The 12,865-nt window shown below is 39.3% G+C and carries 9 protein-coding genes, 1 other RNA gene and 1 pseudogene; 1 reads left to right on the forward strand and 10 read right to left on the reverse strand.

Annotated elements, in window-relative coordinates; genetic code table 11:
- Positions 1–181: 181 nt before the first annotated feature.
- The 9 genes and pseudogenes from CWC11_RS12010 to CWC11_RS12055 form a co-directional block, all read right to left on the reverse strand.
- Positions 182–2,935, reverse strand: coding sequence for a response regulator (locus CWC11_RS12010; protein ID WP_138682884.1), 2,754 nt, complete (start codon positions 2,933–2,935; stop codon positions 182–184).
- Between the two features lie 815 nt (positions 2,936–3,750).
- Positions 3,751–4,212 (reverse strand): ankyrin repeat domain-containing protein, encoded by a 462-nt coding sequence (locus tag CWC11_RS12020; RefSeq protein ID WP_138682886.1) that lies wholly within the window; start codon positions 4,210–4,212, stop codon positions 3,751–3,753.
- 1 nt (position 4,213) lies between these two features.
- A complete protein-coding gene (locus CWC11_RS22990) occupies positions 4,214–5,182 on the reverse strand; it encodes an RHS repeat-associated core domain-containing protein (protein WP_212748088.1) in 969 nt (322 codons plus the stop codon).
- A gap of 101 nt (positions 5,183–5,283) precedes the next feature.
- Complete coding sequence (locus CWC11_RS12030) at positions 5,284–5,802, reverse strand: hypothetical protein (protein WP_138682888.1); 519 nt, start codon at positions 5,800–5,802, stop codon at positions 5,284–5,286.
- Between the two features lie 20 nt (positions 5,803–5,822).
- Positions 5,823–6,344, reverse strand: coding sequence for a polymorphic toxin-type HINT domain-containing protein (locus tag CWC11_RS12035; RefSeq protein ID WP_171038422.1), 522 nt, complete (start codon positions 6,342–6,344; stop codon positions 5,823–5,825).
- 346 nt (positions 6,345–6,690) lie between these two features.
- A pseudogene (locus CWC11_RS23615) lies at positions 6,691–7,923 on the reverse strand (RHS repeat domain-containing protein); the annotation flags it as partial.
- Between the two features lie 14 nt (positions 7,924–7,937).
- Entirely contained in the window at positions 7,938–8,300 is a 363-nt protein-coding gene (locus CWC11_RS23570) for a TnsA endonuclease N-terminal domain-containing protein (RefSeq protein WP_349304430.1), read from the reverse strand.
- Positions 8,301–8,401: 101 nt separating this feature from the next.
- An RNA gene (gene ffs, locus CWC11_RS12050) (signal recognition particle sRNA small type) lies at positions 8,402–8,498 on the reverse strand.
- Between the two features lie 139 nt (positions 8,499–8,637).
- Entirely contained in the window at positions 8,638–9,513 is an 876-nt protein-coding gene (locus CWC11_RS12055; protein ID WP_138682891.1) for a DUF3014 domain-containing protein, read from the reverse strand.
- Positions 9,514–9,727: 214 nt separating this feature from the next.
- Here CWC11_RS12055 and CWC11_RS12060 point away from each other — a divergent pair, with 214 nt between their 5' ends.
- Entirely contained in the window at positions 9,728–10,873 is a 1,146-nt protein-coding gene (locus CWC11_RS12060) for a patatin-like phospholipase family protein (protein WP_058548357.1), read from the forward strand.
- Between the two features lie 15 nt (positions 10,874–10,888).
- Here CWC11_RS12060 and CWC11_RS12065 read toward each other — a convergent pair whose 3' ends face one another.
- Positions 10,889–12,862 carry a monovalent cation:proton antiporter family protein gene (locus CWC11_RS12065; protein ID WP_138682892.1) on the reverse strand — a complete coding sequence of 658 codons (1,974 nt, stop codon included), beginning with the start codon at positions 12,860–12,862 and terminating at the stop codon, positions 10,889–10,891.
- Positions 12,863–12,865 lie beyond the last annotated feature (3 nt).

Below are 12,865 nucleotides of genomic sequence, written 5' to 3' on the forward strand. Positions count from 1 at the left end.
AGGGGTTTACTCTACAGTTGCAAAAATAATCAAATAAAATAACATTTGCAACATCATGTACATGCTGAATTTTAAAATAATGGTGTTTTATTTTTAAATAAATAATTTTTTGAATAGTTAGGTATTCATGATTAATTTTTTAACTCGTGGTGTAAACCGCAACTCCATGTTTTGCATATTACTAGTTCAAGACCTTACTGATCACCGCGTACAAGTCTTGTGTGTTTACAGGTTTAGATACAAAGTCATCCATACCTACACTTAAACAGCGCTGTTTATCGTCTTCGTAAGCGTTTGCAGTAATGGCAATAATTGGTACGTGTTCGCCACTTTGCTCTTCGTTGGCACATATTACTTGTGTACATTCGTAACCATCCATATTCGGCATTTGGCAATCCATTAAAATTAAGTCAAACGACTGGCTTTCTAATATTTTAAGTGCCTTAACCCCATCGTTTGCCATTGTTAGTTCTGCTTTGCTTGGCTCTAACATTTTTACAATTACTTGGCGATTTATAGGGTTATCTTCCACCAAGAGTAATTTTTTGCTACCAAGATCAGGTACTGATTGCGACTTTACTGCGGGTGTGGGCTTTATAAACTCAGCTTTAGGCGCATTAATGTAAAACTTAAGCATGCTCCCTTTACCGGGCTTACTATTTAAAGATACTTCACCCTGCATTTTTTTAATTAACCCTTTGCTAATGGCTAAACCTAGCCCGGTACCACCGTATTTACGTGCAACACCTACATCAGCTTGTGTAAACTCACTAAACAATAACGATTGCTGATCTTTTGCTATGCCTATGCCGCTATCAGACACACTAACAAATAACTGCTGGCCACTGTAATCAAACGATAAACGCACAAACCCGCGCTCAGTAAACTTGTACGCATTAGATAACAAATTAATGATAACTTGATTTAATCGTAAGTCATCAACATTAATACATTCAGGTAGAGTGTTACTGCATTCGACAATAAATTGCACATTGTCGGAGCTTACAATGGGTGAAAACAACGATTTAATATTTTCGATAAACGGCGCTAAGTTTGTAGGACGCGGGCTAATTTGCATTGCATTAGCCTCAATTTTAGAAAAATCTAAAATATCGTTTAAGATTTTCAATAAGTTTTGAGCACTTTTTTGTTGAGTATCTAAAAGATCTCTTTGCTCGTCGGTTAACGAACTATCACGCAGCAATACCTCACCCATGCCCAAAATACCGTTCATTGGGGTGCGTAGTTCATGACTCATATTTGCTAAAAACTGCGATTTAGCCACATTAGCTAAATTAGCACGCTCTACTGCTTGTTTAAGCTTGTTAGTTTGCTCAGCAACTTGTTTTTCTAGCTGCTGGTTAAACTCACTGAGTTGTTTGTTTAGGTCTTGGTTTTTTATATTTGACGCTTGCAGGTTTTCTATTGAATGCTGCAGCGCAGTGGCTAGCATTTCAAACTGCTGCTGTAGTTGCAGTACTTCTTGCCAACTTGAATCTGTATTAAAAGTATGTTTTTTTGATTTATTAAAGCTTTGCATTAAATTAGTTAAACCACTGATTGGCTGCACTAATAAATTTGCAAGTTGGCGTACAAACAGCACCACCATAATAATTAGCATAGCGCCTAGCAAAATACTTGGCAGCCACGCTTTGGCTACAGCCATACTCAAATGTTTACGATTATAAAAAGTGATTACTTGCCATTTGCTCTGCGGATTAACATATTTAGAACTATGGTAAACCTCGTTATTATTGGAACGAAATAAATTTTTATCGCCCATATTACGTGCATTAAAACCATCTTCGTTAAAATCGGTTAATATTTTAAACTGCTCAAGCGAGCTAAAAACCACTTTTTGTTTATCATCTAGTACAACTAATTCACCTGTGTTTTCAAATAAATTAGGAATAAACTGCTCTAATCGTCCAAGCTTTAACGACCCCTCTACAACGCCGTAAAACTCGCCATCACGATAAATAGGTGCAGACAGCGCAACAATGGCTTCATTGCCAAGCCCTCGCCCTTGAAACACACCACCGCTATAACCAAGAGGATACTGCTTAGCCTGATTAAAGTACTCGCGATCAGTGACATTACGCTGCGCCTTAGTTAATCCCGCTATAAGGTTATTAGGCGACGTTATTTCAACAAAACCGCTAGGGTTGGCATACAAGCTTGTAGTAAACCCAGGAAATAGATTCATTAGCCTTTTTAACTGCTGCTCACTATCTGTGCCCGCGCTTATGGCGTCGCTACTCATTACAATGGCATTTTTATGAAACGTTAAATAATCACTTAATTGAGTACTTATATATTTGGCTTTTTCTTCAAGCTGAGCATCTACCTCATACTCTAACCGAGAGTGGTGATCGTTCACTAAAATTACACTGGTAAGCAGTATAACCAATATGATAATAACGCTTACAACATAGCTAAGAATGCGTGCAAGAGGCCTGCCCTGATAGGCACGGCTGGCATGGGGTACAAATACACTAAATAAATCAACTAAAGCTAAGCTAATTAACGCATTTATGAGGTACTTTGATATTGCAACAATTAGCGTTAACCACGGCAGACCAATAAGAAACTGCCCTATTCCCCAAATTATAGGTAAACCAACTAACAGCCAAAAAACAGTACCAAGAGGGAGTATGGGTTTAGAGCGGCGTAAACAAAAAGTGTAAAGCCAAAAAAGCTCGAGTAAATACACAATACTCGGCCAGCAATGCCCCCACCTATAAAGCAAAAAGCCAGATACAATCGCAAGGCTTAAACACGCATAACGCAGCCCAATAAACACCAAGCTACATAATACAAATACTTGCCCAAATAAAAACTCAGAACTGTCGAAAAAATATAACGGCGAGAGGTTAACTAAACCACCTAGCAACCCTAATAAAACAGCGAGTGTCCACTTACTTCTTTGAGGCATTACTTCAACCCTAGAGTACTTTGTTAACACGCAGTGTTAAATTAATATAATTGCTACATTATTGCGTACAAGTTAGAAGTTGTCTAGCGAGAAAAGGAGCAGGAAACTATTAGGTATTATGGATTAATTTAGTGAAAGAACATAAATATTAAGGAGTTAGAGATATACACCCAATGTTGCTTGAAGTATAAGTTGGCATAACCAAACTCGGTTTTATTGGTCCACAGCGACAAAAGTGAAGTGTAAGTTGACATAAAGTTGAATTATGAAATGGCATAAAGTGACTGGTTTTCTTAAATTAAAAAGCTCAAGTAAAACTAAAAGCTCCTGATACCAAAGCCAGTTTTTTAATGCTAAAAAATTCCGATTAATTTAGTAGAAATAGATAGTTCTCATTAAGACTTAAACACCGTTAAGTTTCAATTTTTGATGGTGAAGAAATGATCGGGAAAATTTTATGGGGTATCTGTGTCGATGACATGACGTACCGATTCGCACCAAACGATTACATTAGCTCATCGAGAATAGTGGAAATATCACCTAACAATCAGTTAATCAAAACCGCTAGCGGTAGCCTTTATCAAGTTATTGGCAAAGGCAAAAAAACCGAAGTGCAAATGAGAGGTTTCCAACTCCTTCGGCACGGATTTTCACCTGAGCAGATCACCCAATTGAATTTGGCACCAAACAATTATTTTCATTGACTCAAAAAAACAAAACCAGCTTCCGCTGGCTTTGGGTTGAGAGCAAATAAATAGGACCTCGACAACTGAATCCTAGCCCCGACTAGCGAAGCTTTGGATTCAAAGAACACATTAGCCTCGTATACTTACCAGAAAGTTAATCATATTTTGACTTTCCATATCTTCACCATAACAATCGTCAGGTAGCTCATTATCTTCATTCAAAATGTTAATATCAGCCCCATTTGATACTAAAAGCTTCACTTGCTCCAAAGTTTCAGATAAATGCAAAGGGGTATCACCATACATATTTAACGAGTTAACATTCGCACCATTGTCGATCAACAGTTGAACAATTTTAGAGTCATTTTGTATATGAAGTGGAGTCTGCCCATCATCTCTTGAAGCATTTACATCTGCTCCTTTATCAATAATAAGTCTCAAAACTTCATAATTTTGATTAAAGTGCAGCGGTGTAATTCCTCCTTGCGCTTTAATGTCAGCATTTCCTCCTTCATTTAAAAAGTTAGTTGCCTCAATAACAGATGCCGTCGTATGCAATATTGATAATGTACTTACAAACTTTTCATTCATTTTACTTTCTCTTTTTAACTTTCCATTTTCCTTTTTTGTTCACCACAACATTTGGTAACGTTGAAGCCGCATTTCTTGTTTTCTGATCTGTTATAGTCTTTTGTACATGACCGTGATAAGTCTCTTTATTGCCACTTGTCTCATGTTTATCTAAAACTACTACTTCACCATTACCTTGGTCAACACCTACCCTACGAGGGGATGTTTCCTTTATTTGAACCGAGTTATCAAGTGCTTTTTGGCCATCTTTTGGTGCCTTACTGACATCCCCTTTATCTTCCTTACCATGCTTATCGTAAGTACTATCATCGTAAACTCTTTTTGGAGTCCAATCATCTGGGTTATCTATGATGTCCTTGATCATTTCAGCGAAAGCTACCGCTGCCTCGCCGGGTTCGCCTCTTCGCCTACTCACTTCACCAGTCGGATCAACCATGTTTATAGGATCATTATGCACATAAGCATAAAGATTCATCTGGTCTTCATAACCCACAGGGTCAGTTTGCAGGAATCGCCCTAGCTTTGGATGATAAATCCGTGCTTTGTAGTAGTACAGCTCAGTGCCCGGGATTAAGATTTGCCCTGTGTAACGGAAACGCGATGAGCTGGTGTTAATCGGCTCTCCAAATGGGCCGTATTTATGCGTAGCGACAATTGAACCTGAGCCATTCGTTTCACTAATAATTGAACCGCGTTCATCTGCGTGTAAATAGCGCTTGTTGCCTGTGCTACTGCCTTCATACCACACCAGCGGGTCATCTTCGCCAATACCATGAACATAACGACGTAATAGACTACCGCTGCTGTTGTATTCCGCAACCAGTTCGTTTGCATCGTATAAGAAGGTCGTTTTAGTGCCATTGAGTGTTGAGTCATTTAATCGCCCCGTCGCATCATAGCCAAGCGCTAAGCTGGTACCTGACTTAGACGCAGACGTTAATCGGTTATGCGCATTGTAGTTATAGCGCAATTGCCATGTGACACCCTGATTATATTTTGCACTAATTAAAAGTTAGTGCAAAATATAAAAAATACAACAAACATTAGGATGGGTGTCTTCTTTGTTTTCTTTTAGGATGGGTGTCTTCTTTGTTTTCTTTTAGGATGGGTGTCTTCTTTGTTTTCATAAGGCCAAATTACGGTTTCACCATCTGGTTCAAAAAAATAACTACATTCTAATTTATCCAAATACCCGTTTTTAAACCAAAACAATATACCCAACCCATCGTGGTCCAAACACTCTAGAGAACTATCTTCATCAGTAGACCAGTCTTCATCTTTAGCTATTTCATCTGAACACTTTGCGACTAATTTTCTAACGGTATTTTTTGGCAAATTGTAGAGGTCTCTATTAAATAACTCGTAACCATACCCCAAGACCGTTACACAGCCCAGTCTGTAGTCATCATCACACTCAAATGAAAGGCATAATTTCAGGTTGAAATAATAGAATCTTGAAGCCTGATCGTGTGTCACAGAATTATACTCAATCTCTTCTCTGCGATCAGGCTCTCCTAACATCAAAATGACATCAGACTTATTCATACCGAATTTAACTTTTCCTACCCCAACTCCGGGAATTATTTCCAATTCAAATTACCTTTTGGTATTTAACGTTTTTTGGTTCGACTATGCTCTTCGCCTTTTGCTTTCTTTTGAGCATCTTCTTTAATATTTTGAATTTTTTTGTTGATTTTAGCTTTCTCTTTTTTATTAGCGCCACCAAGTTGTGATTCAAGCTTCTCAATTTGCTTTTCAGCCTTTGTCATCGCTCTGCCACTATCACCATGCTTCTCATTTTTACTGCTATCACCTTTGCCTTTTTTACAAGCATTATGCACCCACATATTCGTCTTACCAACAAAGTATGTGTGATCAATGTCTACAGTAAAATTATAAGCATATTGTGGTTCTTCGTTAGCCTGTATAGACGCAATAGTAATATCGTTTTCAAACTTTGGTCCAGAAACAATAGTGCCAACTTCAATATTACCAGCCGCTAACCACCCTAGGTTATCTACATAAAATGGATGTTCTGCTGTTGTGGTAATAGGCTCTTCTACGCCATTCTCATCTACAACTGTAAATGTAATAGTTTCTTCATGCCAGTCCTTAAAAGTATCAGCAGCCAAACTTACTGGCAGAATACTTCAGGCAAAGAAATGCAAAAACTGACCCTGATTGTTCTACTGCTTCATTTCTTTTCTAAAATAGAAATACAGAAAAATACTCCCTATAGCATTAAATAAAATTAAGACTAAAACTGTTATAAAAAAGCTTTTTTTCCTAATAACGCTAGCTACTAAGGGCATAATCAAAAGAGCTATAAATGCCCCAATTTGCGTTACGTATACAGCCAAGTGTAGTATTCTGTAGGACTCATCAAACACTGACGCCGTAACTAGAAACGTTAAAACTGCTAAAACAAATAAAATTATAAAATTGCGCCATAGTGAGCCGACATTTTTCACCGAAAAGTTAGTGTTTTTCATTTAGTTTATCCAAGTTAACTTCTGCCGCCACTTTAAAAAACCCTAAAGTAACTTCAACTTTTAATTTATTTTCATTGTTCAAGGATACATTCCCTGATTTTATTTGCCCAGTTAATTTAGGTCCTTCTTTAGTGACAGAAGTCACTTTAGGCACACCTGTACGACTATCGGATTTTTCTTCTACCTTAAATAGCTGCGCTTTAGCACTAGCAACATTTGAATCTATATTGGCTAACACTTCAATTGTTGTAACATTTTCAGGACCGTGGTCCCCATTTTGAACAGTCATAGAAGCTTCGCCACCAAACGTTGCTTTAGCATTGGGTGTTTTTATGCCAATCTTCGCTCCGATAGCAGGTCCCGCACTTACAGTTGTTGCTTGTCTTAAGGCTCTGTTTTGTTCAGGGGTAATCATCAATGATTTCGGATTATAAGAGTTTTTCCCCGTCGGATCCGTAGCATTGACTGGATCATTTCCCACATACGCGTACCAGTTCATGCCGTCTTCGTAGCCTATGGGGTCGGTCTGCATAAAACGCCCTAATTCAGGGTGGTAAACCCGTGCTTTGTAGTAATAAAGCTTAGTACCAGGGATTAAGATTTGCCCTGTATATCTAAAACGCGATGTGCTGGTATTAATCGGCTCACCAAATGGGCCATACTTATGCGTTGCTATTATTGAACCTGAGCCATTCGTTTCACTAATAATTGAGCCGCGCTCATCTGCGTGTAAATAGCGCTTGTTACCTGTGCCACTACCTTCGTACCACACTAGCGGGTCATCTTCGCCTATACCATGAACATAGCGACGTAATAGACTACCGCTGCTGTTGTATTCCGCAACCAGTTCGTTTGCATCATATAAGAAGGTCGTTTTAACTCTATTTAAAGTAGTATAATTTAAACGCCCTATTGCATCATAACCAAGCGCTAGGCTGCTACCAAGTTTAATTGCTGATTTTAGGCGGTTATGCGCATTATAGTTATAGCTCCAACCATCATAACTTATTAAATTGCCGTTATTATCATAGGTTAAACTTTTACCACCAACACTCGTGTATTGGTTTAAATCGTTCGTGACGTAATCTTGCTCACCAATAGTTGGAATTTGAATCTGGTAATTATTATTACTAACAGTTTTCGATTTCAGTTGATTTGCGTAGTTATAAACGAAATTAGCGTTATTGATACCCGTATGATTAAATTGGCTTACGCGTCCTTTTGTGTCGTAAACTACAGAGCTAGATCAGTAATCAGTATTAAGTCACGTCCATCCTGCTTAGCGATGGCTTGCTTTTCAATAAAACGTGCACGAAAGTCTTCGTCGGCAATTTTGCTTTGCGGTTTTACTTCTATAAATTTTTGCGTGCCGTCTGTGTGGGTAAGTAAAAAGTCAGGTGTGTAACCGCAAGTACGGTTATCAAACTCATATTCGTAACCTAGTGGTTGTGCTTCAAATGCGGCTATTGATGGTGAAAATTCAAAATGGAAACATGCATCAAACTCTAAAGAGGTTTCGAATAAATTTATGAGGGTTTTTATACGGGCGTGTTTTATTTTGCAAATGTGAGTGAGCCATTTAACAATTTGGTTAATACTAAACTATGTCACTTTATGCTTCTGGTTTATGTCATCTTTTAGTACAAATATGTCAACTTATACTTCAAGCAACACCCAAATTAAAATTTGGGTGGCAGTCTTACCAGCCACATCTCGGCACACACGTCACAAACTGTGGCTGCTCCCTTCCGGGCCTGACCAGGTTCGCCTGCTAGTGTTGCGAGAGGACCAATAAGACTACCATTGAGGGCCTTGGTTGGCGCGGGAGGGATTATCTCTACTTTTACTGTGTTATTCAAGGGATAATCAAAAAAGAAAGTGCGATTGCATATTTCATATACAATCGCGGCATATTTAGCTGTTTTAGTGCGTATTAATTGCTCTCTAACTGCGCTTTTATATTACGAAGTGCTGCTTTTACTTTTTTCATGTTTTCTGGGCCCATGCGTAAAAGTTGCTTTTGAGCAGCAGGAAGTTGTTCCCATTCAGAAAATGCATACTGATAAGTAACCGAGTCACGTAGTAACGGCAAGTCACCTTCAGGTTCTGGCGTATCGAGTAATAAATCGATAGCATCTTCCAGCGCTTGATTAAACTCACCATCACCGTAGCCAATTTCACTGTAAGCATTATTTATAAGTGGTTTATATTCTTCGTACATACGCACAGCTTGTGCTGCACTCATACTTGTAAACACTTTTACATAAGGGGTGTAACGCTCGTAGCTATTAGGGTCGATTGTTAAAATGTCACCTTCGTTTACACTAAACTCTTCTTCTGGCTTAACCACTGGTGTGTGCTTTTTAGCAATTTTACCTTTGGCTATGTTATCTATAAATACAACGCCACGGCGAATTACGTCGTCGGTTACCATTAGGCTCATTACTGAATCACTTAGGTATTCGTCGATTTTTGCTACTACTACGTCGTCACTTTCATCAAGCGTTGGTAGTGGCTCTACTTCAGGCTCTGGCTCAATTGGGCTCTGTGCTGGCACTTCTAAGTTTTCTGGTTTTTCTGGCATAACCGATGGTGCATCAACAACAGGGTCGTTTTCTGGTTTAAGCTCCATCATTGGTTGCTCTTTTGGTGCTTGCTCTACCTCTGTGCGTTTTTGTGGCTCGTCACTTGGTTTTAAAAGTACAAATGCGGCAGCACACACCACAATAATTAAAATAATAACGGCGAATAAAAAGTTGTTATTAGGCGGACGTTTTTGAACATCTGACGCTTCTGGTTTATCTGACATACAAACTCCATAAAAATTAAAATGCATTATCACTCAGAGTGCTCTGAATGGAAAAAATTCATTATGAGTAAAAACTATTACTGTAACTATTTTAGCTTACAAATATAAATGTAAGCTTACTATACGTAGTAACTCAGTTATCCTTTGATTCTTCTAGCTTAAAGACTTACAGTTAATAAATAAAGTAAAGACGTTGAACAGTTTAAACACCAATATGAAAATCAAGCAAGTCGATCCAGAAAAACCAAAAATTGCTCTGTTATTAACAGGGGGTGGCGCACGAGCCGCTTATCAAGTGGGTGTTTTAAAAGCCCTTGCCCACAGCATGCCACGTACTGCTCCTTTGCCGTTTAGGGTAATAAATGGCACCTCAGCTGGAGCAATTAACTCAGCTGCTTTAGCGTGTTATGCCTCTTGTGCGCATTTAGCTGTGCGTAAACTTGAGTCGGTTTGGAAAAACTTTTCGACCTCTATGGTGTATAAAAGCGACTTTTTAAGTGTATTTGGCCATATTGCACGTAATATTTTAACCAGCTTTCAGTCTGAGCATATAAACCATCCTCCTGCGAGCTTATTAAATAATCGCCCTTTGCGGGGGCTGTTAAACGAAATTTTAGATTTACACCGAATTGAGCGTAATTTACACCGTAATTACCTAGATGCATTGTCGATTACGGCCTCTAGTTACACGACCGGCGATTCTGTGGCGTTTTTTCAGTCAAACACACAAACATCGTGGCAGCGTGCTAAGCGCGAAGGCCAAGCAACGCGTATTAATGTAGAGCATTTAATGGCCTCAAGCGCCATTCCTATGGTGTTCCCTAGTGTGAATATTTATAACCATTATTTTGGTGATGGCTCAATACATCAGCTTTCGCCTTTAAGCCCATCTATTCATTTAGGGGCAGAGAAAATATTTATTATTGGGGTCGATCAACCTAAAGAGCTTCACCCTCCTGGGTATTCTCCTCATTACCCGGGCCTTTCGGCTGTGGCTGGGCATTTACTCGATAGTGTTTTTACCGACACCATGCAATCGGATTTAGAGCGTTTAGACCGTATTAATCGCACTTTAGGGCTACTACCCGCTCGCGATAAACATCAAGAGCTTAAGCAAATTGATACGTTTGTAATTAACCCATCGCAAAACTTTAATGCTATTGCCGCGCAATACTACAACGACATGCCATGGGCTATTAAAGTACTACTGCGTACAATCGGTGTTAAAAAGCATTCACAATCGAGTTTAACCAGCTATCTATTATTTGAAAAACGCTACACCCAGCATTTAATGCAAATAGGCTTTGAAGACGGTATGAAAAAATTACCGGAGATACGCAAGTTTTTAGAACTAGATTAAGCCCAAACAGGCACGTTACTCTATTCCATCGAGCAGGTAGTGTTCTACCCGCTCCACCCTCCTAGGTTTGCCTTGTAGTACAAGTACATCGTTAGCATAGAGCGTTGTTTGCTCATCGGGCGTATCTATTTCTCGCCCTTCTCTGCGCAGTGCTTTAACTATTACTCGGCGTTTAGCTAAATTTAACTCTTCTATTGCCTTATTAACTGCAAAGGCTTGCGGCGGTAGTGCAACCACATGTAAATACTCTAAGCGGTCAGTTGAGGTTTCTTCACTGTCTTTAAAGTAGCCCGCGTAAAAGCTTTGCATTAGCGGGTAACGGTTTCTACGCTCTTTACTCACTCGGCGTACAATGCGTGTCATGGGTACGCCCGACATAGATAAAACATGCGAGACAAGCATTAAGCTCGCCTCTAGTGACTCAGGTACAACTTCTGTTACACCTAACTCTTTTAAGTAATCTAGCTGGCTGTCGTCACGGGTTCTTATCAGTATTTTTACATTGGGGGCGAGCTGTTTTATGGCATCTATAACCACTTGTGCGTGCTCAAGTTCTGTAAAGGTAATAATAACTAAACGCGCACGTTCTACACCTGCGCACTTTAAAATATCTTTTTGCTTAACATAGCCAAATATTACAGGCTCACCGGCGGCTTTACCTTCTTGAACCAAAATAGGGTTACTTTCTATTGCTACATAATCTATGGCTTCGGGCTTTAAAAACCGCGCTATAGTTTGCCCAACCCGAGAAAAACCACAAATAACAACATGCTCGTTGTAAAGCGTACTGATTTGCGGCTCACTTTCCCAAGTCATACTTGGGTGCTCTAAAATTCCTAATTTGTTTAAAATAAAGGGCGTTTTATCAATTAAAAATGGCGTTATTGCCATAGATAACACTCCAAGTGCAATTAAAAACGAAGCCTGTTCAGAGTTTAATAACTGGTGCTGCCCAGCAAGGGCAATTAACACAAAGCCAAACTCTCCCATTTGCCAAAGCATAATGCCACACGCTAAGGAGTCTTGGTTTCGCTCGTGCATAAGCCGTGCACTAAGCGCCACTACGGTAATTTTTAATATTAATAAGCCAAGTAAGGCACCAATAATGAGTAAACCGTGGGTAAGTACAAATAAAATGTCGAGCTGCATACCAACGGTTACAAAAAACAACCCCATTAAAATATCGCGAAACGGCCTTATATCGGCCTCGAGCTGGTGCCTGTAATGGCTCTCGCCTAACATCATACCCGCTAAAAAAGCCCCTAAGGCCATAGATAGGCCAAACATATAAGTTAATAAGCCAGCAAACAGTGCAACCAAAATAGTAGTTAATACAAACAGTTCATCGGTACGTACTTGGGCTATTTCGTTAAATACTTTAGGTAACACCCACTTACCAATTGCCCACAATAAAACACATACAAACGCCCCTTTAGTTAAAGCAAAGGCTAATGCCCAACCAATACTTTGCGAGCCACTTGAGGCAAACAACGGAAGAATAATAAGTAAAGGGACTACAGCTATATCTTGAAATAGCAGTACACCTACGGCCAATTGCCCACGGCGCTGGTTTAATTCACCGGTTTCTTTTAATAGCTTTACCACTACAGCCGTTGAAGAAAGGGCCATTATTGTGCCAATGGTAAAACTGGTAAGTAAGGAGAAGTCTAAACAATATAAAATAATGATGAAAAGTAAGCTGGTAACACCCACTTGCAAGGAGCCAAGCCCAAATACGAGGTTGCGCATTGCCATTAGCCGCGAAATAGAAAACTCTAATCCCAAGCTAAAGAGTAAAAATACAATGCCTAGTTCTGCTACAAATTCAATTTCATGCGATTGGGCAAGCCAACCAATGCCATGACTGCCCGCTAAAACGCCTGTTGCTAGGTACGCTAAAATAGGTGGCAACCCAATGCGCTTAAAAAACCACACAAAGAGTACTGCCGCTACCAACAAGCCAAAAATTTGAGCATTTATACTTTGCAAATA

This window comes from Pseudoalteromonas sp. S3178 (assembly GCF_005886985.1).
GTDB lineage: Bacteria > Pseudomonadota > Gammaproteobacteria > Enterobacterales > Alteromonadaceae > Pseudoalteromonas > Pseudoalteromonas carrageenovora.

Excerpts from the sequence above, each read along its gene's own strand:
- CWC11_RS12055 (WP_138682891.1), bottom strand. The coding sequence starts at position 9,513 with ATGTCAGATAAACCAGAAGCGTCAGATGTTCAAAAACGTCCGCCTAAT.
- CWC11_RS12020 (WP_138682886.1), bottom strand. The coding sequence starts at position 4,212 with ATGAATGAAAAGTTTGTAAGTACATTATCAATATTGCATACGACGGCA.
- CWC11_RS12060 (WP_058548357.1), top strand. The coding sequence starts at position 9,728 with ATGAAAATCAAGCAAGTCGATCCAGAAAAACCAAAAATTGCTCTGTTA.
- CWC11_RS12010 (WP_138682884.1), bottom strand. The coding sequence starts at position 2,935 with ATGCCTCAAAGAAGTAAGTGGACACTCGCTGTTTTATTAGGGTTGCTA.